Raw genomic sequence first — 19,110 nt, 5'->3', positions numbered from 1 at the left:
GCGCGGGGGCGGTGCGCCGCGCCGCCCCCGCGCCCCGGACCGGATCGGACGGATCGGAACCGCGGGCCTGGAGACGAGAACATGCGACACGGAACACACGGCCGTGCCCGCCCCCTGTCCGCGCTGGCGGCCGCGGTGCTGGTGGCCGTCGCCTCGGCGTGCGGGGCGGCGGAGGGCGACGGCGGAGCGCCACCACGGACCGCGGACGGGGCGACGAACACCCTGGGCGTGGCCCTGCCGGAGGAGGCCCAGCACGTGCACGGCGCCGGGGTGGACCCGGAGTCGGGCGAGGTCCTGGTGGCCTCGCACGCGGGCCTGTACACACTGCCCGCCCCGGACCGGCCCACCCGGGAGGCGACCGTCCCGGCGCACGTCGGACCCGCCGTCGACCTCATGGGGTTCACCGTCCGGGGCCCGGGCCACTACCTGGCCAGCGGACACCCGGAGGGCGACACCGACATGCCCGACCCCGTCGGGCTGATCGAGACCCGTGACGGCGGCCGGAGCTGGGAGGCGCTCTCCCTGGCCGGTGAGTCCGACTTCCACGCACTGGCCTCCGCTGGTGAGCTGGTGGTCGGGTTCGACGGCACGCTGCGCGCCACCGGGGACGGGGTGACCTGGACGGACCTGGACCCGGGTGTGGAGGCGGCCGACCTGGCCGTCTCCGACGACGGTGCGACCGTCGTGGCCGCCACCCCGCGTGGACCCGCGCGCTCGACCGACGGCGGGGCGGGGTTCTCGGCGGTGCCGGACGCCCCGCCGCTGGCCCTGGTCGACTGGGTTCCCGGCGGGTCGACGGTGTTCGGTGTGGCCGTGGACGGCGGGGTGTACCGCAGCGACGACACCGGGCAGACCTGGGAGCGCACCGGAGAGCTGCCCGGCTCGCCGGAGGCGCTGCACGCGGACGACGACCAGGTCATCGTGGTGGCCGACCTGCGGGTGGCGCGTTCCACGGACGGTGGCGCCACCTTCGGCGCCTGGTAACGCGCACCGGGGCTCGCCTCCCCCGGGAGGCGAGCCCCGACCCGCCCTTCGGGGCACCGGACTCCGTTGGCCCCCGAAGGGCGGACCGCGCCGCGACCCGGTGACGGCGGGGCTGTCAGACTCGGGGGATGGGAGAATTCGTCACCGTCCGGGACCGCCCCGAGGTCACCCTGTTCCTGTCGTCCCTGGGACCCGATACCGGGACGCCCCTCCTGGTGGTCCACGGCGGCCCCGACTGGGACCACAGCTACCTGCGCCAGCCGCTGGACCGCCTGGGCCGACGCGTGCTCATGCCCGACCTGCGGGGCTGTGGGCGCTCGACACGGGGGCTGGGGCCGGGCGGCTACTCCTTCGAGGCCGCGGCCGAGGACCTGGTCGTCCTCGCCGACCGTCTGGAGCTGGACCGCTTCGACCTGCTGGGGTTCTCGGCGGGAGGGCAGATCGCCCAGCGGGTCCTGCTGGCCGTCCCTGACCGGGTGCGGCGGACCGTGATCGCGTCGAGCACCCTGTGGCCGGTCACCGACGACGACTTCGGGCCCTGGCCCGAGCGCACCGCCCTGCGTGCCGCCGAGGCCCGGGTGTGGGCGGAGTCGGACCTGTGCGGCCCCGCCCTGGTACACGAGGCGGCCGTGGCGGGGGCCGAGGCCAACGTCCGCGACCCGGAGCGGCTGCCGTCCTACCTGTCCCTGTTGGAGCGGGTCACGTGGTCGGCGGAGTGGTTGAACCGCTTCGTGGCGGGCGCGCTGGACTCGCCACGGCCCCCCGAGGGCCCCGAACGGCTGCGCGCCCTGGCCGCCCCCCTGTTGTTCCTGCACGGGCGGGAGGACATGACCTTTTCCGCCTCGTCCGCGGAGCGCGCCGCCGAGTACCTGCCCAACGCGCGGGCGGTGGTACTGGAGGGGGCGGGGCACATGACCCACGTGGACCGGCCCGAGGCCTGGCTCGACGCGCTGGAAGCGTTCCTGTCGGAGCCCTGACCCCGGGCCGTCGGCGGTGTCCCCGCGCCCGGTTACGCGACGGCGGGGATGACGCTGCCCTGGTACTCATCCTCGATGAAGCGGACCGTCTCCGGGGAGGTCAGCAGCTCGACGAGGGTGGCGACGCGCGGGTCGTCGGCGTTGTCGGAGCGGGCCGCGAGCACGTTCACGTAGGCGTTGCCCTCGACCTCCTCCAGCAGGATGGAGTCCTCCTCGAAGTCGAGTCCGGCCTCCTGCGCGTAGTTGTTGTTGACGATGGCCGCGTCGACGTCGTCCAGGGAGCGGGGCAGCTGCGCCGCCTCCACCTCACGGAACCGCAGGTCGAGCGGGTTGTCCTCGATGTCGGACAGGCTGAAGGTGGCCTCGTCCACATCGTCGGCGAGCGTGATCAGCCCGCCCTCCTGGAGGAGCAGCAGCGCACGGAACTCGTTGGTGGGGTCGTTGGGGAGCGCGACCTCGGCGCCCTTCTCCAACTCGTCGACGGCGTCGACCCGGTTGGAGTACAGGCCGAGCGGCGGCAGGTAGATCTTCTCGACGGCGACCAGGTCCGTGCCGTTGCCCTCGTTGTACTCCAGCAGGAACGGCTCGTGCTGGTAGAGGTTGACGTCCAGCTGCCCCTCCGCGAGCGCCGCGTTGGGCGCGATGTAGTCGGAGAACTCCCGGACGTCCAGGTCGAGGCCGGCGTCGGCGGCCAGCTCCTCCTGGACGAACGCGAGGATGTCGCCGGCCGGAACGGCGGTGGCCCCGACGACGAGGGTGCTGAGCTCCTGGGAACCGGCCGCGTCCTCGGTCGGACGCGAGGCGTTCTCGGAGGGGGCGCCGCAGGCGGTCACCGCGAACAGGGCCAGGGCGGCGGGGACGGCGAGGGTGGCGCGACGCATGAGGGTCCTTTGCATACTGCGGACGGGTGAACTCGGGGAACACGAGAGGACGTTCCCCGCATTTCCTATTAACCCGATCTTAAATCAGAGATAACCGGTAATCCCAGCGCTCGTGACCAACCGCACAGGCCCTGACCAGCCCGAAGACGGGTCGCGTCTCCGGAAGGATCGCACACGCCGGGCCGCGCGCCCACACCGGGGCCGGTTCCCTCCTGACAGGGCGGGGCGTCTAGCTGGCCGGTCCTCCGCCCGGGCGCTGGAGTTCGAGGTGGCGCTCCTCGACCCGGAACCCCAGTCGCAGGTTGATGGCGCGCATGTGCTCGTTGCCCACCGCGTTCCAGGTGCGCGCCGCGGGGTAGTCCGGGAAGTCGCGGGCCAGCCGCTCCAGGTTGTGGACCTTCAGCGCCAGACCCAGGCGGTGGCCCCGGTGCGCGGACGTCACCAGGGTGTCCTCCTGCCCGGCGACGGCTTCACCCCGCACCAGGGAGGTCACCGTGAAGCCAGCGAGCTCGCCCGAGGGCGCCTCGGCGACGGTGACCAGGCAGACCGTGCCCGCCCGCTCCCTGCGCTCCTCCAGGGCGCGGACCCGCGCCGTGTCCCACACCTCGGGCCGGTACGTCATGTCGCCGGTGGGCATGTCCCGCTGCATGACCGTGTACAGGTCGGCGAGGGAGCCGACGAGGTCGTCGGGGCAGGCCCCCGTCCACGAGCGCAACCGGTAGCCGCCGGTGTCGGGGCGCAACCGTGCGAGGAGCACCGGGTCCACGGGCAGGTCGAGGAGGAGCGAGTCCTCCTCCAACCCGACCGCGAACCCGTGCCGGAGGGCGAAGCGCGCCCCCGGCCAGGTGTCCCTCGACCGCCCCCGGGGCAACGGGACCTCGGCGACCGCGACCCCGCGCCCGTGCGACTCCATCACCCGTTCGGCCTCGGCGAGCAGCCGGGAACCCAGGCCCCGGCCGCGACGGTCGGGGAGCACGGTGACGACGATCTCGGCGTTCTCGGTGTTCTGGGCGGACAGCTCCAGCATGAGCGTGCCGACGACGCGGTCGCCCTCCCAAGCGGCGTGGAGCAGGTAGGCGACATCGTCGCGGTCGGCCGTCACCGCGCCGCGCAGGGCCTCGCGCGGGATCACCGCCGCGTTCTCCCGGTCCGCCAGCCAGGCCCTCCGGTACGCCGAGTACCAGGAGTCGAAGACACGGGCGTCGTGGGGGTCGATCCGACCGATCATGTGCGGGTACCTCCTGGCTGTCACGGCACCGTCATCATGCACGGCCCGCTCACCCCGCGCCACGGGTTTTCCCGCCCGGCCGGACACCACGCGGAACGCGCGTCCCGGCGACCACCCGAGGCGCTGGAATCCCTTACGGGGTACTTACTCCGGCCGGGTAGAAGGGTTCCTACGACTCCCAACCGGGCCTCGGCCCACGGAAGAAACGAAGAGCGATGATCAGTGACGTGATCGACTGGTTCAAGGGTCTGTTCGGCGACACGGCGGAACAGGTCACCGACGGGGTGAGCCAGACCCTGGACCAGGTCGGCGGCGGGGCCGAGGAGGCCGTGGGCACCTTCCAGGAGGTCGGCCAGGACTACGGGCAGGGCGTCGCGGAGGAGGCCCTGGGCGGGGTGACCGACAGCGTGGCCGAGGGCGTCCAGGGGTTCCAGGAGCAGGCGGACACGATCGGCGGCATCGTGGAGGACCCGATGGGCGCCGCTGCCGACGAGGCCCGGAGCCGCCTGACCGGCGAGGGCTGAGCCGTCACCTGAGGTGCCCCGGGCGGCCGGGACACCGCGAAAACCCGGTGACACCGCCCTACCGAGCCGAATAGCGTCCCCTGGAACGACCGCGATCAGGGGACGGTGACGGATGGGCTGGCGTGCCTGGCTGCTGGTCGGCGGACTGTTCTCGGCGACGATGGGTCAGCGGTTCGCCGACATCGCCTTCGCCCTGCACGCCGTCCAACTGGGCTCCAGCGCCTTCCTCGCCGCCGTCCTGCTCGCCTCCGCGATCCCGGGTCTGCTGTTCGGCCTGGTCGGCGGAGTGGTCGCCGACCGCTCCCCGCGCTGGTGGTGGTGGCCGCTCGGCCTGACCCTCCAGGCCGGGGTGTTCCTGACCCTGGCCCGGCTCGACGCCCCCTGGCACCTGGTGGCGGGCGTGGCCGTCTCCAGCACGATCGGAGCGGTCCTGGGGCCGGTGGGCAGCAAGCTGCTGGGATCGCTGGCACGGGGCCACGAGAACCGCGCCGCGCGGGCCAACACGGCCGCGACCGGTACGGCGGCCGTCCTGGGCACCGCGTTGGGCGGAGTGTCGTTCGCCCTCGGCAGCCGGGGGACGCTGCTGGCCGTGACCGGCTGTGCCCTGCTCGTCCTCGCCCTGTGCGGGGCGGTCGCGCACCACCGGGGCTCGGTCACCACCGAGCGGGCCGCGTCCGACGCGGGGGCCTGGGTCGGCTTCCGGCGGCTGGCCTCCCCGGCCGTGTTCGGCACCGCCGGAACGCTGTGCGTGGTGGGCGTGGTCCTGGGTACCTCGGTGGAGGCGGTGTCGGGGGTGTTCGTGCTGACCGGCTTCGTGGGTGTGGGCGAGGCGGGCTACGGCTTCGCGGTCGCCTCCTGGGCGGCTGGGATCGTCGCGGGCGGGGCGCTGTTCGGCGGCTTGGCCCCGCACCGGCTGTCGATGCCGCTGAGCGCCGTGGGCATGGGAGCGATGATCGCGCTGCCCGCCGTGGTGGCCGTCCCCTGGGCGGCCGTGGCGTCTTTCGGAGTGGGCGGCGTGTGCAACGGGGTGTTCAACACGGCGCTGGCCACGGCGATCTGGACCCGGGTGGCGCCCTCGGAACACGGCCGGGCCTGGGCGGCGTTCCGGTGGACGGTCACCTACTGCCTGTTGGCGGGGTACGTGGCGGGAGCCCTGGCCGGGACCGGGGGCGCACGGCTTCTGGTGTTGACGTCGGGCGGTGCGGCGGCGCTCGCGGGCGCGGCCTTCCTCGCGGTGCGCGTCCGCGACGGGCGCGGGCACCCGCCCGCGCCGTCGACGGACTCCGTGTCCGGTACGACCGCACCCGGCCTGAGGCGCCACGGGTAGGGCGCTTCCGGCCAGGACCCCTGTCAGTCCAGGAACCTCTCCCCGACCACCTGGTCGGCCACCACCTCGCCGGTCGGGGTGAAGCCCGCGCCCCGGTAGAAGCCCTCCGGACCGCCCTCCCCGGGAACCCAGAGGACGGTGAGCCGGGTGTTCCCCCGGCGCCGGGCCTCCCGAGCCACCGCCTCGACCGCGAACCGTCCGTAGCCGCGGCCCTGGTGCGCCGCGGACACGTTCAGACGCCAGATCCCGCAGCGGAAGGCGTCGACCTCCGATCCGGGGTCGAAGCCGCCCATGACGAACCCGACGGTCTCCTCTCCCACCAGGACGAGTCGCGGCCAGGCGATGTCCGGTCCGGCTGCCCAGGCCTCGGCCAGCGAACGCTCCACCAGGGCGACGAACCGTTCCTGGTGCGGGTGGACACGCAGGTCGCAGGCGGCTCCGACGTTCTCCGGAGTGATGTCGACGAGACGGGGGCGGGGGGTGTGGTGTGCATGGGCACGACCCTAGAACGGCTCCGCGAGCGTACAAGCCGCTGTGGACGGACGGGGGTCGGCGGTTCAGCGGCCGGGCAGGGCGCCGCCGTTCACGCCGAGGACCTGGCCGGTGGTCCAGGAGGCGTCGGGCGAGGCCAGGAACTCGACGACCGCCGCCACATCGTCCGGGGTACCCGCGCGGCCCACCATGGTCTCGGCGGAGAGGGCGTCGTGCCGTGAGGAGCGACCGTCCCGCGCGCAACGTCTTTTTCCGTGTTCGGAGGAGGCGATCCCCCGACACCCGCGCGCGGGGACCGGAACACGGCGACCACCACGCGTAGCATTCCCCCTACTCAACGTCGTCGACGATTCTCCGCGGAGCCCACGTGATGCGTCACCCGAAGCCCCACCAGCTGGTCCTGCGCGCCGCCACCGGCGCCTCCATCCTCAACTCCGGGCTGGACAAGCGCGGAGCCGACGAGGACACCGCCATGGGACTGCACGGGACGGCCGTCGGAACCTACCCGTTCCTCGACAGGGTCGACCCGGTCACCTTCGCCCGTCTCCTGTCCGCCGGGGAGATCGCCCTGGGGACCGCACTCCTGCTCCCCCTCGTACCGAACCGGCTCGCGGGCGCCGGACTGACCGCGTTCGCCGCCGGTCTGCTCGGCATGTACCTGCGCACGCCCGGCATGCACCGGCCGCGCAGCCTGGCGCCCACACCCGACGGTGTCCCGCTGTCCAAGGACCTGTGGCTGCTCGGCGCGGGCCTCTCCCTGGTGCTGGAGGACTGCCGGAAGGACTGAGCGCGGCCGCCCGGACGGGTACGGCTACTGTGGTGCGCGCCCCGTCCCCGAACCGAAGGGCCGCCCCCATGTCCTCCTCCGCCCGCCGCACCGCCCTGGTCACCGGCGCCTCGTCCGGGATCGGCGCCGCCGTGGCCGCCGTCCTGGTCGGGCGCGGTTACCGCGTGTTCGGAACCAGCCGTGACCCGGAGACCGTCCCCACCCCGGTTCCCGGCGTCGAGTACCTGGCCCTGGATCTGACGGACTACGCGTCGGTCGAGGCCTGCGCCCGGGCGGCGGGCCCCGTGGACGTGCTGGTCAACAACGCGGGCGAGAGCCAGAACGGCCCGATCGAGGAACTGCCGATGGAGGCCGTGGAGCGGGTGTTCCGGCTCAACGTGTTCGGCGCGGTCCGCCTCACCCAACTGGTGCTGCCGGGGATGCGGGAGCGCGGGTACGGGCGCGTGGTGATGGTGGGGTCGATGCTGGCCAGCTTCCCCCTGGCCTACCGGTCGTCGTACGTGGCGACCAAGGCGGCGTTGAAGGGCTTCGCCGACGCCGCGCGGCGTGAGGTCTCCCCGTACGGGGTGGCGGTGACCACCGTGGAACCGGGGTCGATCAACACCGGGATCAGTGAACGGCGCACCCAGTACGTGGGCGACGAATCCCCCTTCCTGGACGAGTACCGGACCATGGTGGGCACGCTCAACGCCAACGAGGCCCGGGGGATCTCGGCGGAGCGGGTCGCCGGGACGGTGCTGTGCGCCGTCGAGGCCCGGCGGCCGCGCCCCCTGTACGCGGTGGGCAGCAACGCCCCGTTGGTGTTCGCCCTGCGGCGGCTGCTGCCCCGGGCGGCGATGCTGGGGATCGTGGCGCGCAAGCACGGTCTGCGCTGACCGCGCCCCGACGCGCTGGGCGGACACGGGGTACGGGGTGCCCGCCGCCATCGGGCGTTCGGGGTCCCTTAGGTTGGCCCTGACAGGCAACGATCCGTCCGGAGGTACACGCGTGACCAGTGTCGTGAAGTTCAACGTCCTGACCGTTCCCGAGGGTGGGGGCTCCACCCTGGAAGAGAGGTTCGCCAAGCGGGCCGGGCTCGTGGAGAACCAGGAGGGGTTCGAGGAGTTCCAGCTCCTGCGTCCGGTCGAGGGCACCGACAAGTACCTGGTCTACACCCGGTGGCGGTCCGAGGAGGACTTCCAGAACTGGGTGAACGGCCAGGCCTTCCGCACGGGCCACGCACAGGCGGCGGCCGACGCCCGGCGGGATGGTCAGGCTCCCGGCGGCCACGGCGGGCCGGCGGCGAGCAACAGCGAGATCTGGGGCTTCGAGGTCGTCCAGCACGTCAAGGCCGGCTGACTCCCGGGCCGCCCGGGTGGGAAGACCCTCGTGGGGCCCGGCGGGGTCACGGGCGTGGACACCGCTCGGGGTCACCGGCGGGCCCCGCCCTCACTCCTCGGGCCGCTCCGGTCTGCGCGCCTCGACGAGGTGGCGGGCCGAGTGAGCCACGAACGGCCCCCGCTCCCGAATCCGCTCGTGCAACTCCCGGAGCCGGTCCAGGTGGCCCTCCACCGTGAAGCCCGGGACCATCCACACGACCTTGCGCAGGAAGTACACGACCGCGCCGACGTCGTGGAACTCCATCCGGAGCCGTTCCGACCTCAGGTCGACGACCTCCAGCCCGGCCGCCTCCGCCCCGGCCCGGTCGTGGTCCGGGTGGCGGGCCTCGCGTGTGTCCCGGGGCTGCGGGCCGAGGAAGTACTCGACGAGCTCGAAGACGCTCGACGGTCCCACGTGCTGGGCCAGGTAGGTGCCACCGGGCGTCAGGACCCGGCTGATCTCGTCCCACCAGACCGTGACGGGGTGGCGGCACACCACCAGGTCGAAGGAGGCGTCCGCGAAGGGCAGCGGGGGCTCGTCGGGGTCGGCGACCACCGCCACGCCCCGGGGGTGCAGCAGGCGGGCGGCCCGGGAGACGTTGGGCGGCCAGCCCTCGGTGGCGACGGTGAGCGGCGGGTGGGTGGGGACTCCGGCGAGCACCTCACCTCCGCCGGTCTGGATGTCGAGGGCGGCGGTGGCCCGGGCCATCCGTTCACCCATCAGTCGCTGGTACCCCCAGGTGGGCCGCTCTTCGGTGGCGCGGCCTCCGAACCACGAGAAGTCCCAGCCCTCGGTGGGTTCGGCGGCGGCCTCGGTGACGAGGTCCTCGAATGCTCGGCTCATACGGGCATGGTGACCCACCGGATCGGTACGGGTCCACCCGGTTTCGTCCCGCCTGTGGACAACCCGACGCGCACACGCACCCGAACACACCTCGTCCAAAAGGGACTTGTGGGCGAGCGAAAGCCACCGGTATACATGCCAGGGCCGCGCCGACCCCCGACGCGGCGACGAGAAGCAAGGTGCGCGCGGCGTCCCCCCGCGAACACCGCGACCGCCCCCTCCGGGGTCTGCGCCCGCCACTGACCCTACCGGCGCAGGCACACACCGAAAGCGCAGATGTGACTGTTCTTCCGAACACCCTGACCATCCGCCCCATCACCGGCCCCGAGGAACTCGACCTCTTCAACCGGTTGCCGTACACGCTCAACGGCGAGCTCGCCAACGACCTCGCCGAGGGGCGTCGGCGCCCCTCCTGGATGTGGGTGGCCCTCGACGGCGACCGCCTCCTGGCCCGCATGTCCTGGTGGTGCCGCGCTCAGGACGACACCCCCTTCCTCCTCGACCTGTTCGACGTGGACGACGACGCGCGCGACGTCGACCTCACCGCCGTCGGCGAGGAGCTGCTGCGCACCGCGAACACCGACCTCTTCCCCGGTGGCGAGCCCGTCGCCCTGGGCGACACGCCCCCGCCGGAGTTCCTGCGCTTCGACGTGGCGGACTGGCGCGGGGACGAGACCTCCCGGCGCCGGGTGGAGACCCGCCTGAGAGTGATCGAGGGGTCGGGAGCCGTGCCCCTCGTCGAGCGCCTGCGCTACGAGTGGAGGGCCGACAACCCGCTCCCCCGCGACAGCGGCCGTCTGTCCTTCCGCGGCATCGAGGGCGAGGAGGACATCCTCGGCCTCATGACGCGGGCCCTGGAGGGCACACTGGACGCGCACGACCGACTGGACCTCCATAAGAGCTCCGCCGCGGAGGTGGCGGCGGCCAACTTCGCCGACGAGTTCGCGAACTACACGACGCCCCGCGAGTGGTGGCGCGTCGCGACGCTCCCCGACGGAGCCCCGGTGGGCTTCGTGATCCCGGCGCGGAACGCGTATCACCCCATCATCAGCTACGTCGCGGTGCTCCCCGAGCACCGGGGCAAGGGCTACATCGACGACCTGCTCGCCGAGGGCACCCGTGTGCTCAGGGACGCGGGCGCGACCTACGCGCGGGCCGCCACGGACCTCGGGAACGTCCCGATGGCCGAGGCCTTCACCCGGAGCGGGTACGACGCCATCAGCGGCGTGGTCAGCTACACCTGGTCCAGGTAGGCCCCGAGCAGCGGGGCGGGGGCGGGGCGCCGCCCTGCCCCGGCCCCGTGTCATCCGTCCGCCGCGTCGCGGGGCAGGACGCGCAACGAGCTGACGAGATCGGCGGCGAACCGGTCCAGCGGTGGGAGGCCCTCGGCACCGCCGCCGAAGGCCTCCAGGAAGCCGCGCTGGAAACAGGCGCCGACGAGCAGTGCCGCCGTCGCGTCCGGGTCGGTGTCCGGCGCCAGCCGACCGAGGTCGCGCTCCGCACCCAGATACCCGGCGACGGCGCGATTGACGTTGTGCGGACCCGCACCGTGGGCGTCCAGGCCCTCGCGGTGGCGCCGAAGCAGGGCCGGTTCGGCGAAGAGGGAGCCGAGCATGGGCGCGCCGTGCCGGAAGAACGGCACGGCGCCGACGACGACGTCGCACAGGGTCGCCCGGACGTCACCGCGTCCCACGCGCTCGGGGAGCGCGGCGAGTTCGGCGACGAACGGCGGAAACCGGTGCCGCAGGACCTCCAGGAAGAGCTCCGACTTGTCGGCGAAGTGCTTGTACAGCGTCGCTTCGGAGTAGCCGCTGGAGCGGGCGATCTCCTTGGTGGTGGCGTTGGCCAGGCCCAGGCGTTCCATCACCTCGGCCGCCGCGTCCAGGATGCGCTGCCGGGTCTGGGCCGTGGTGGGCCTGGGCCCGCGCTTCCTGGTGTGGTCCTGCACTGCGCGGCTCCTAGGGAGTGGTCGTCGGCCGTGGTGTCGGGTCGGTCGTGCGCCCCGTGAGCGCCCGGCGCAGGCGCACCAGTTCTCCGGCGACGTACGGTCCTGCGAGGAAGACCCCCGTCACGGTACCGAAGGCGACCCAGGCCAGGAGGGCCGCCCCGGGGTCCGCGATGGTCGCGGCGCGTTCGTACACCCAGTACAGGGAGGCCGCGTAGGCGGCGGCGCCCGCGAGGAGGACCGCGCCCCGTGGTGCCCCTTGGAGCGCGGCGGTGAAGAGGGCGAACATCGGCGCGAGGAACAGGCCCGGTTCGTGGCCCAGGAGGAGGAAGGCGGCGTAGGCGCCCGTGGCGGCGAACAGCACGGTGAGCGGGCGGGTACGGGACCAGTACAGGGCGGCGCAGCCGACGCCGACCAGTACGAACGTGAGGGTGTCGGCCGGACGGGTGGCGCCCCACCCGGCGACCGGTGCGAAGGCGTCGCCGCCCACGGAGGCCAGGGTGGCGGCGAGTTCGAGCAGGAGGACGAGGCTGGCGGCGACGGGGACGAGTGCTCGTGCGCGTGGGTTCCGGGTGGGAGCGGGAACGCCGGGGGTCGCGAGGGGGCTCACGGGACCCCTTATGGTTAGTGGGTACTTACTAACCATAGGGTCTCGGCGGAGGAGGATCAAGGCCGGGACGGGCGCGCGGTGCGGGGTCAGCGGGTCCCGGCGATGATCCGTCCGGTCTCCGCGACCGCCGCCAGCAGGTCCTGGGGGTCGGCGGTCATCCCCGCGACCACGAAGTCCACCTCCTCCAGACCGGCCGCGGACAGCAGCTCCTTGTCGTTGGTCACCCACTGCCCCCTCGCCGCGAGCACGGCGTGCGCCGCGTGGGAGGCGGCCTGGGCCACCAGCCCCGCGCACTGGGTCACCCGCCCGTGCGGCGCGTGGGCGCGCTCGGCGTAGTCGAGGGTGGCCGACGCCATCCCGCGCCAGCGCGGCGGCGCGCTCCGCCTGAGCGCCTCGGGGTAGGCGGGTCGCGGCAGGTCGCCGACCAGCACCCGGCCCAGGGCCAGTTCGGCCACGACCAGATAGGTGGGGATACCCACCAGGTGGAACAGGAGCGGCTCGACGCGAAACCGCCCCTGTTCGGCCTCGGCCAGCTCGTGCTCCAGCACGTCGAGGTCGCGGTAGTGCACGTCCACCCGACGGCCGTCGATCCTCAGCCAGGCCCCTCCGTCGAACACGCCCCCGCCCCAGCCGCCGAGCTCCGAGACCTCCCCCTCCCAGCCCGTGTCACGCAGGGACCGGGGAGTGAACTCACCCCGGGAGCCCCGGTAGTGGACGGCGAGGTCCCAGTCACTGTCGGGTCGGTGCGTGCCCCGGGCCCGCGAGCCGCCGAGGCTGACCGCCGCCACCCCCGGAAGGGCGGCGAGCCGGTCGGCGGTGGAGGCGAGGAAGTGTTCGTCGGTAAGGGTCATGGTTCCCATCATGACCGCGCCGGGAGGGTCCGCCCACCGGTTGCGGCCGCCTGTGGACCACCGTTGGCGCGACGGTTCCGGCCGCGCCTAGGCTGCGGGCATGAGGCTGCCGCTCTCCGACGACCCGGCCCTGAACGCGCTGCGCCCGGAGGAGGTCCACGTGGGCCTGTCGGGCGCCCGCGTCTTCCGTCTGCGCGACGACGCTTGCCGGGCGGCAGCCGTCCTCAAACGGGTGCCGGACGATCGCCCCGACCTCGCCGACGCGCTCGGCGACGAGGTCTCCCGGGCCACGTGGCTGCGGAGGTCCGGGTTGACCGTCCCCCGTGTCCTGGAGCGGGAGAGGAGCGCGGCGGGCCCGCCCCGGTGGGTGGTCTTCAGTCACCTGCCGGGCACCCCGGCGCACGAGCCGGGGGTGGCGCTCGAACACCCCCGGCTGGTGGAACTGCTGGCCGAGGCGGCGCGCACCGTGCACGACTCCCCCGTCTCCCCCGTCGGCGGCGTCGTGTCCCACGAGGGGTTGGGGGAGGAACTGGAGCGGGCCTGGGAGCGGGTGGACTCGGGCCTGGTCCGACGCTCCTGGAAGGGGAGCAGGTACGAGGGGACCGACCCCGCCCGAGCGCTCGCCGAGGTGGAGCGCAGGGTGGAGCGGGCCGGTCCCCTGCGTGAGGTGGTCACCCACGGCGACTTCTGCCTGCCCAACGTCCTGGTCACGGCGGACCGGCGCTGGGGGCTGGTGGATCTGGGCCGGGCCGGGGTGGCCGACCCCCACCGTGACCTGTCGGCCATGGTGGGGAGCCTGCTGAGTCGGCTGAACCCGCACTTCGGTCGGACCGACGCGGACCGCTTCCTGGACGCCTACGGGCGGGACCGCGTCGACCCCGAACTGATCTCCCTGCATTTCGGGGTCGACGACTTCTTCTGGCCCGTGCCGACGCGTTGACGGTGGCCGGTTCAGTCCTCCAGCGCGTCGTCACCCCGCCTGCTCGGCCTGACGTTGCCGTTGCCGTTGCCGTTGCCGTTGCCGTTCGCGGAACCGTTGCGGCGCTGTTGGCGCCGGAGCCTGCGTGAGCGGGCGGAGAGCGGCGCCCGGCGCCCCCGCTGGGCGCCCGAACCCTCCGCCGTCTCCGCCTGGAGCGCCCGCACCAGCGCGAACATCATGAAGAAGCCGATCACGAAGAACGGCAACCCGAACACGATGATGGTCTGTTGCAGGGCGTCCAGGCCGCCCACCCCCGAGGCGGTGAGGACCGTCGCGGCCACCACCCCCTCGGTGACACCCCAGAACACGCGCTGCCGGGTCGGTGACTCCTCCGTGCCCGAGCACAGCATGTCTACCACCAGGGACGCGGAGTCCGACGAGGTGGTGAAGAAGATGATCACGATGACGATGCACATGGCGGAGACGAAGGTGGTCCACGGGTAGTGCGTGAGGAAGGCGAACAGGGCGCCGGGGATGTCCCCGTCGACCACGACCTCCTCGACCAGGCCACCGCCCTGGTTCATCTCGATGTCGAAGGCGGAGAGGCCGAACACGCTGAACCACACGATGCTGAAGGCGGTGGGCAGGCCCAGCACGCCCAGCACGAACTCGCGGATGGTGCGCCCCCGCGAGATACGGGCGATGAAGATGCCGACGAACGGGGACCACGTGATGGTCCACGCCCAGTAGAAGACCGTCCAGGTGCCCTGCCATCCGGTGTTGCCGAAGGTGTCGTTCCAGAACGAGAGGGGGATGAGCCACTGCGCGTAGACACCGGTGGTCTCGATGACGCCCTTGGCCAGGTAGAGGGTGGACCCGGCCAGGAACACGAAGACCAGCAGCGCCACCGCGATGACGATGTTGATCTGGGAGAGCCACTTGATGCCCACGTCCAGCCCCGTCGCCACCGAGATGACGGCGACGCAGGTGACGATGGCGATGAGGATGACCTGGTTGACCCGGCTCTCCTCGATACCGAACAGGGTGTTGAGTCCACTGTTGATCTGCATGGTGCCCAGGCCGATGGTCACGGCCACGCCGAACAGCGTGCCCAGCACCGCGAAGACGTCGATCGCCCGGCCGAAGGGACCGTTGATCCGGTCGCCCAGGAACGGGTGGAAGATCGAGCTCACCCGGAACGGCAGCCCCCTGCGGTACACGAAATAGGCGAAGGCCAGCGCGGGCAGGCAGAAGATGGTCCAGGTGTGCAGCCCGAAGTGGTACAGCGTGAAACCCATGGCCTGTTGCGCGGCCTCGACGGTCTCGGGTTCGACGTTGCCCTGCGGAGGATTGGCGTAGTGGCTGATGGGTTCGGCGACACCCCAGAACATGAGGATGCTTCCGATTCCGGCCGCGAACAGCATGCAGAACCATGAGGTGTTGCTGTAGTCGGGTTTACTGTCGGGCGGCCCCAGGCGAATACGGCCGAAACGGCTGGAGGCGATCCAGATGAGGAAGACGAGAAAGGTGGTCACGCCGAGGATGTAGAGCCATCCCAGGTGGGACAGAATCCACGTGGACGTGGCACCGAAGACCAGGTCCACCGTGTCCGTGAAGGTGATCGCGCACACCACGAAGAACACGGTCAACGACGCCGAGGCGAAGAAGATCGCCGGGTTCGTCTCCAGACCCATCTTCCGTGCCAGTTTTTCGAACATACCGGCTGCTTTCTGGTGGTTCGGGCTGGTTCGTCCGGTGGGGCCCCGCTCCTTTCCCCACGAATCGACTCGGGGCAGGGACACACAAAGGGAAGACGACTTCCCTTCCGTCACATGCCCACATTCTGGCAGCGAAACCAGCCCTCACAGGACAAAGAACCACCACTACGAGAAACCCCGCAAAAAACGGCCGACAAAGCCTGACAAAACTTCACTGGCACATTTATCACCAAAAATACTGACAAACTACGCCTCGTAGAACACCGTTCACAGCGGCCACAGCGCGTCGGCCCCGCGCCCGACTCACAGCAGAGCGGGGTTCGTCCCGGAGCGCTCGGGGAAGGAGGGCCTGCGAACCGGAGCCCGAACCGACCCTGGGAGTGCCTCGTGGACGCAGTGCTGTTCGACATGTTCGGAGTGGTCGCGATGGACCAGTCCCCGACGGTCCGCGCCATGATGGTGGAGTGCTCCGGCCACGGCCACGACGCCTTCTGGACGGCCTACTGGTCGCCGCGCCAGGACTACGACCGGGGCGACCTGGACGGCCCGGCCTACTGGCGGGCGGTGGGCGAGCTGCTCGGCACCGGCTTCTCCCCGGAACGGGTGGAGCGCCTGATCTCCCTGGACCTGGACAGCTGGTCGCGGGTGAACGACGCGTCCGTGGCCCTGGTGCGGGAGCTCTCCGACGCGGGCGTGCCGCTGGGGCTGCTCTCCAACATCCCCCCGGAGCTGGCGGCGCGCTTCGAGGAACGGCACCCCGACGTCCTGGAGCTATTCCCGACGCTGGGGCTCTCCTGCCGCATCGGGCACGCCAAACCCGAGGCCGGGGCCTACCGGTGGTGCCTGGAGCGCATGGGCGCCCGGGCCGGGGACGTCCTGTTCGTCGACGACAACCGCGCCAACGTGGAGGCCGCCGGAGAGCTGGGCCTGCGGGGCCACGTGTTCACCTCGGCGCCCGACCTCCGCCGGGCGCTGGGGCGGGACTGAGCCCGTCCTCGGCGGCGGTCGCGTGAGCGCCCCCGAGTCCGGGTGCGACGGGAGGGCCCGTCAGGCGTCGAACTCGCGCAGGAGCTCGGCGACCCTCTCGGGCTGCTCGTAGAGGGACAGGTGACCCGCCCCCTCGATGGTCCGCACGTCGGTGTCGAGGAACCGGCGGGCCGGGCCGTGCAAGCGCGCGGGCGAGAAGAACGGGTCGTGGGACCCGGTGGCCACCCGGACCGGGGTACCGGACCACGCCAGGAAGGCCTCCGCGTGCAGCGGGGTGGGCGTGGAGTGGGTACGGCAGTGGCGGGCCACCAGTGTCAGCCACTCGGCCTCGGTGCGGTGCTCCTCGCACCCGGTGTCCGTGGACGGTCCGCTGAGGAACTCGATGAGCCGGGTGCTGGTCTGCTCGTTGGGGTGGATCATCCACGGCAGGGTGGCGCGCATCGACTCCGAGCTCAGCCCCGCCGCGGTCAACCCGGCCGGGTTGAGCAGGAGCATTCCCGCGACGAGGGGGTTCGGGGTCGAGGACAGCGCGATCGCGGCGCCCCGGGAGTGTCCCAGCACGATGACCGGCCCGTCGGCGATCTGGGGCAGGAGTTCGTCGAGCCAGGCACCGTAGGTCTCGATCCGGGCACCCGCGGTCCGCTGGTTGCAGCTCAGACCGGGCTGCCCCGGAGGGTCGACCAGCAGGACCGGCCGGTCCGCGGCGAGCGCGCGGGCGGCGGGAACCGTGGTGGCGGCGTTGAAGTTGGTGCCCGACAGGACCAGGACCGGGGTACCGGTCCCACCCGAGGCACGGAAGGCCTGCGTGGGGCCCAGCCGTGTCTCCACGGGCGGAAGGGGCCCGAGGTCGGGCCACTGGCTCAGGGCCTTGTGACACCAGGCGTGGACTGACCGCTCGGCGGTTTCGGAGCGGTACACGCGCGCTGTGCGCAGGGGGACGACGGTCATGGATCTGGTTTCGCGTAGAGAGAGATGTGGTGTCCGCCGCGTGAACTTCCCGGCGCACCAGAGAGGACTGTACGCCTCTGTTCGGCCCCCCGCCACTCCGGAGCGGGGGTCCTCGGTGTGGTGTCGCCGACCCGGCGTCCGCAGCCACCGTTCACCCCTCCCGATCTGTCACCGATTGTGGGTGTTTGCCCTGGTGTGGACCATGATGATCCCGGCCGAAACCGGCCGTCGGCGGGGTGCGGACCGATGCGGAATCGTCGCCGTCCCCGGCGTTCGCGGTCCGGTGTCGGCCCCCGCCGTCGGCACCATCTCCGAGGGCCGGGCACGGAGGGCGACCGAACGCCTCGGGTCCGCCGGGCGGCGCTCGGCGGACCCGAGGCGGGGCGACCGTGACGAGGAACACGGCCGATGGCGCCGCCCCGGAGCCTGTCGGGTGGATCGTTCCCCGTCCTCCCGTCGCCCCCCGATGTCCCCCCGGCGCCCCTCCAGCATGTCCTCCTGGCGGGACGGGCTGCGCGCCCTCCCCTCGGCCTCCGACGACACCGTTCGAGTGCTGGCGGGCGATGTCAACGCCACGCTCGACCACGCGGAGACGCGCCGGGTCCTCGATCGGGGGTACACCGACGCGGCCGCGCGCCTCGGGCGGGGCCTGACCGGGACCTGGCCGGTGGGCGGCCCGCTCCCCATGGCCGCCATCGACCACGTCCTGGTGGACGAGAGGGTCTCCGTGGACGGGCTGGAGGTCCTGGACGTGCCGGGTACGACGCACCGGGCGCTCGCGGTCCGGTTGACCCTTCCCGGCGGGGCGGTGTGAGCCCGCGACAGGACACGCGGATCTGCCACGCTCCGGAACGGTTGCCTCACTCTTAGGTATCCCACAGGTCGGGGTGGGTACGGTCGCCGCATGAGCGAGCCGACCGCACCCCGCCTCCAGGTGGTCCTGCCCAACGAGTCTCCCGACACCCCACCGGAGGCCCTCGTGGACCTGGGCGTCCGGGCCGAGGACCTGGGCGTCCACTCCGTGTGGCTGCCGGACCACCTGCTGCCTCCCTCTCCCTACGGCTCCGTGTTCGGGGGCGTGTACGAGCCCCTGGTGACACTCGCGTACCTGGCGGCCCGCACGGAACGCATCCGGTTGGGCACGTCCGTCCTGGTACTGCCGATGCGCGACCCCTTCGTGCTGGCCAAGCAGGTGGCCACCCTGGACCGCGTCTCGGGCGGCCGGTTCACGCTCGGCGTGGGCGTGGGCTGGTCACGCGAGGAGTTCGCGTCGGTGGGGGCGGACTTCTCCGCCCGGGGAGCCCGGGCGGACGACGCGCTGGCGCTGCTGCGGCACCTCTTCGAGGGCGAGGGCCCCTTCCACGGAAGGTTCCACTCCTTCGAGCACGGTGTGTTCGAGCCCCGCCCTCGGCAGCGGGTGCGGGTGATGGTCGGCGGAGGCTCGGAGCCCGCCCTGCGCCGCGCGGCCCGGTGGGCCGACGAGTGGCAGGGGGTGGACCCCGACCCCCTGGTGTTCGCGGCGGCGCGGGACCGGCTGCGGGATCTGACCCGGCGCCCCGTGGACACCGGGGCTCGGATCGCGTGGACCGGCGGAGAGGAGGGGTTCGCGCACGCCGTGGCACGGTTCCGCGGGCTCGCGGAGGCGGGCGCGGACGCCGTGGCGGTGTGGTTCGGCGAGGCGGAGGGGTTCGAGGCGCGTATGGTGCGGTTCGTGGCCGCGCTGCGCTGAG

General features: G+C 72.5%; 21 protein-coding genes and 1 pseudogene. 12 read left to right on the top strand and 10 right to left on the bottom strand.

Annotation, left to right across the window (positions count from 1 at the left end):
• Positions 1 to 81: 81 nt before the first annotated feature.
• Together ABZ635_RS08465 and ABZ635_RS08460 are read left to right on the top strand one after the other, a co-directional pair.
• Positions 82 to 984, top strand: coding sequence for a F510_1955 family glycosylhydrolase (locus tag ABZ635_RS08465; protein ID WP_357760935.1), 903 nt, complete (start codon positions 82 to 84; stop codon positions 982 to 984).
• A 128-nt stretch (positions 985 to 1,112) separates the two neighbouring features.
• Entirely contained in the window at positions 1,113 to 1,961 is an 849-nt protein-coding gene (locus ABZ635_RS08460; protein ID WP_357760932.1) for an alpha/beta hydrolase, read from the top strand.
• 32 nt (positions 1,962 to 1,993) lie between these two features.
• On the opposite strand, the gene ABZ635_RS08455 is transcribed toward ABZ635_RS08460, so the two are convergent.
• Positions 1,994 to 2,842, bottom strand: coding sequence for a MetQ/NlpA family ABC transporter substrate-binding protein (locus ABZ635_RS08455; RefSeq protein ID WP_357760929.1), 849 nt, complete (start codon positions 2,840 to 2,842; stop codon positions 1,994 to 1,996).
• Positions 2,843 to 3,071: 229 nt separating this feature from the next.
• Entirely contained in the window at positions 3,072 to 4,094 is a 1,023-nt protein-coding gene (locus ABZ635_RS08450) for a GNAT family N-acetyltransferase (RefSeq protein WP_357760926.1), read from the bottom strand.
• Between the two features lie 191 nt (positions 4,095 to 4,285).
• Here ABZ635_RS08450 and ABZ635_RS08445 point away from each other — a divergent pair, with 191 nt between their 5' ends.
• Both ABZ635_RS08445 and ABZ635_RS08440 read left to right on the top strand, forming a co-directional pair.
• A complete protein-coding gene (locus tag ABZ635_RS08445) occupies positions 4,286 to 4,594 on the top strand; it encodes a hypothetical protein (RefSeq protein WP_357760923.1) in 309 nt (102 codons plus the stop codon).
• A 112-nt stretch (positions 4,595 to 4,706) separates the two neighbouring features.
• Entirely contained in the window at positions 4,707 to 5,921 is a 1,215-nt protein-coding gene (locus tag ABZ635_RS08440) for a hypothetical protein (protein WP_357760920.1), read from the top strand.
• 23 nt (positions 5,922 to 5,944) lie between these two features.
• Here the strand turns inward: ABZ635_RS08440 and ABZ635_RS08435 are convergent, their stop codons facing one another.
• Both ABZ635_RS08435 and ABZ635_RS08430 read right to left on the bottom strand, forming a co-directional pair.
• A complete protein-coding gene (locus ABZ635_RS08435) occupies positions 5,945 to 6,307 on the bottom strand; it encodes a GNAT family N-acetyltransferase (protein WP_357760917.1) in 363 nt (120 codons plus the stop codon).
• Positions 6,308 to 6,478: 171 nt separating this feature from the next.
• A pseudogene (locus tag ABZ635_RS08430) lies at positions 6,479 to 6,646 on the bottom strand (SDR family oxidoreductase); the annotation flags it as partial.
• A gap of 137 nt (positions 6,647 to 6,783) precedes the next feature.
• Between ABZ635_RS08430 and ABZ635_RS08425 the strand changes: the two are divergent.
• The 3 genes from ABZ635_RS08425 (at position 6,784) to ABZ635_RS08415 (ending at position 8,538) form a co-directional block, all read left to right on the top strand.
• Positions 6,784 to 7,200, top strand: a complete 417-nt coding sequence (locus tag ABZ635_RS08425) for a hypothetical protein (RefSeq protein WP_357760915.1) — start codon at positions 6,784 to 6,786, stop codon at positions 7,198 to 7,200.
• 68 nt (positions 7,201 to 7,268) lie between these two features.
• Complete coding sequence (locus ABZ635_RS08420) at positions 7,269 to 8,075, top strand: SDR family oxidoreductase (protein ID WP_357760912.1); 807 nt, start codon at positions 7,269 to 7,271, stop codon at positions 8,073 to 8,075.
• 112 nt (positions 8,076 to 8,187) lie between these two features.
• Positions 8,188 to 8,538: an antibiotic biosynthesis monooxygenase gene (locus ABZ635_RS08415; RefSeq protein WP_357760909.1), complete on the top strand. Its 351-nt coding sequence runs from the start codon at positions 8,188 to 8,190 to the stop codon at positions 8,536 to 8,538.
• 90 nt (positions 8,539 to 8,628) lie between these two features.
• Here the strand turns inward: ABZ635_RS08415 and ABZ635_RS08410 are convergent, their stop codons facing one another.
• Entirely contained in the window at positions 8,629 to 9,402 is a 774-nt protein-coding gene (locus ABZ635_RS08410) for a class I SAM-dependent methyltransferase (RefSeq protein ID WP_357760906.1), read from the bottom strand.
• A 278-nt stretch (positions 9,403 to 9,680) separates the two neighbouring features.
• On the opposite strand from ABZ635_RS08410, the gene ABZ635_RS08405 reads away from it, so the two are divergent.
• Entirely contained in the window at positions 9,681 to 10,655 is a 975-nt protein-coding gene (locus tag ABZ635_RS08405; protein ID WP_357760903.1) for a GNAT family N-acetyltransferase, read from the top strand.
• Positions 10,656 to 10,705: 50 nt separating this feature from the next.
• Here ABZ635_RS08405 and ABZ635_RS08400 read toward each other — a convergent pair whose 3' ends face one another.
• The 3 genes from ABZ635_RS08400 to ABZ635_RS08390 all read right to left on the bottom strand — a co-directional run bounded on the left by ABZ635_RS08400 (position 10,706) and on the right by ABZ635_RS08390 (position 12,808).
• The gene (locus tag ABZ635_RS08400; protein WP_357760900.1) at positions 10,706 to 11,350 is read right to left on the bottom strand and encodes a TetR/AcrR family transcriptional regulator; all 645 of its coding nucleotides are present in this window, start codon (positions 11,348 to 11,350) and stop codon (positions 10,706 to 10,708) included.
• A gap of 10 nt (positions 11,351 to 11,360) precedes the next feature.
• Entirely contained in the window at positions 11,361 to 11,957 is a 597-nt protein-coding gene (locus tag ABZ635_RS08395; RefSeq protein WP_357760897.1) for a hypothetical protein, read from the bottom strand.
• A gap of 86 nt (positions 11,958 to 12,043) precedes the next feature.
• Positions 12,044 to 12,808 carry a nucleotidyltransferase domain-containing protein gene (locus ABZ635_RS08390; protein ID WP_357760893.1) on the bottom strand — a complete coding sequence of 255 codons (765 nt, stop codon included), beginning with the start codon at positions 12,806 to 12,808 and terminating at the stop codon, positions 12,044 to 12,046.
• A gap of 100 nt (positions 12,809 to 12,908) precedes the next feature.
• On the opposite strand from ABZ635_RS08390, the gene ABZ635_RS08385 reads away from it, so the two are divergent.
• A complete protein-coding gene (locus ABZ635_RS08385) occupies positions 12,909 to 13,748 on the top strand; it encodes a phosphotransferase (RefSeq protein ID WP_357760890.1) in 840 nt (279 codons plus the stop codon).
• A gap of 11 nt (positions 13,749 to 13,759) precedes the next feature.
• Here the strand turns inward: ABZ635_RS08385 and ABZ635_RS08380 are convergent, their stop codons facing one another.
• Entirely contained in the window at positions 13,760 to 15,445 is a 1,686-nt protein-coding gene (locus tag ABZ635_RS08380) for a BCCT family transporter (protein ID WP_357760887.1), read from the bottom strand.
• 387 nt (positions 15,446 to 15,832) lie between these two features.
• On the opposite strand from ABZ635_RS08380, the gene ABZ635_RS08375 reads away from it, so the two are divergent.
• Complete coding sequence (locus tag ABZ635_RS08375) at positions 15,833 to 16,432, top strand: HAD family phosphatase (protein ID WP_357760884.1); 600 nt, start codon at positions 15,833 to 15,835, stop codon at positions 16,430 to 16,432.
• A gap of 60 nt (positions 16,433 to 16,492) precedes the next feature.
• Here ABZ635_RS08375 and ABZ635_RS08370 read toward each other — a convergent pair whose 3' ends face one another.
• Positions 16,493 to 17,380 carry an alpha/beta hydrolase gene (locus ABZ635_RS08370; protein ID WP_357760881.1) on the bottom strand — a complete coding sequence of 296 codons (888 nt, stop codon included), beginning with the start codon at positions 17,378 to 17,380 and terminating at the stop codon, positions 16,493 to 16,495.
• Between ABZ635_RS08370 and ABZ635_RS08365 the strand changes: the two genes are divergently transcribed.
• Positions 17,379 to 18,194 carry an endonuclease/exonuclease/phosphatase family protein gene (locus ABZ635_RS08365; protein WP_357760878.1) on the top strand — a complete coding sequence of 272 codons (816 nt, stop codon included), beginning with the start codon at positions 17,379 to 17,381 and terminating at the stop codon, positions 18,192 to 18,194. The genes ABZ635_RS08370 and ABZ635_RS08365 overlap by 2 nt on opposite strands.
• A 90-nt stretch (positions 18,195 to 18,284) precedes the next feature.
• Entirely contained in the window at positions 18,285 to 19,109 is an 825-nt protein-coding gene (locus ABZ635_RS08360) for a TIGR03619 family F420-dependent LLM class oxidoreductase (RefSeq protein ID WP_357760876.1), read from the top strand.
• Position 19,110: the final 1 nt, after the last annotated feature.

Origin of the sequence: Nocardiopsis sp. NPDC007018 (assembly GCF_040635075.1) — a bacterium.
Taxonomy (GTDB): Bacteria; Actinomycetota; Actinomycetes; order Streptosporangiales; family Streptosporangiaceae; genus Nocardiopsis.
Note: the sequence above shows the minus strand (reverse complement) of the source record. Positions and strands in the feature narration are given on the sequence as shown.

Coding starts and splice junctions, on each gene's coding strand:
- ABZ635_RS08425 (WP_357760915.1), top strand. CDS start 6,784: ATGCGTCACCCGAAGCCCCACCAGCTGGTCCTGCGCGCCGCCACCGGC.
- ABZ635_RS08445 (WP_357760923.1), top strand. CDS start 4,286: ATGATCAGTGACGTGATCGACTGGTTCAAGGGTCTGTTCGGCGACACG.
- ABZ635_RS08365 (WP_357760878.1), top strand. CDS start 17,379: ATGGATCTGGTTTCGCGTAGAGAGAGATGTGGTGTCCGCCGCGTGAAC.
- ABZ635_RS08410 (WP_357760906.1), bottom strand. CDS start 9,402: ATGAGCCGAGCATTCGAGGACCTCGTCACCGAGGCCGCCGCCGAACCC.
- ABZ635_RS08360 (WP_357760876.1), top strand. CDS start 18,285: ATGAGCGAGCCGACCGCACCCCGCCTCCAGGTGGTCCTGCCCAACGAG.
- ABZ635_RS08440 (WP_357760920.1), top strand. CDS start 4,707: ATGGGCTGGCGTGCCTGGCTGCTGGTCGGCGGACTGTTCTCGGCGACG.
- ABZ635_RS08390 (WP_357760893.1), bottom strand. CDS start 12,808: ATGACCCTTACCGACGAACACTTCCTCGCCTCCACCGCCGACCGGCTC.
- ABZ635_RS08370 (WP_357760881.1), bottom strand. CDS start 17,380: ATGACCGTCGTCCCCCTGCGCACAGCGCGCGTGTACCGCTCCGAAACC.
- ABZ635_RS08385 (WP_357760890.1), top strand. CDS start 12,909: ATGAGGCTGCCGCTCTCCGACGACCCGGCCCTGAACGCGCTGCGCCCG.
- ABZ635_RS08420 (WP_357760912.1), top strand. CDS start 7,269: ATGTCCTCCTCCGCCCGCCGCACCGCCCTGGTCACCGGCGCCTCGTCC.
- ABZ635_RS08455 (WP_357760929.1), bottom strand. CDS start 2,842: ATGCGTCGCGCCACCCTCGCCGTCCCCGCCGCCCTGGCCCTGTTCGCG.
- ABZ635_RS08460 (WP_357760932.1), top strand. CDS start 1,113: ATGGGAGAATTCGTCACCGTCCGGGACCGCCCCGAGGTCACCCTGTTC.
- ABZ635_RS08380 (WP_357760887.1), bottom strand. CDS start 15,445: ATGTTCGAAAAACTGGCACGGAAGATGGGTCTGGAGACGAACCCGGCG.
- ABZ635_RS08465 (WP_357760935.1), top strand. CDS start 82: ATGCGACACGGAACACACGGCCGTGCCCGCCCCCTGTCCGCGCTGGCG.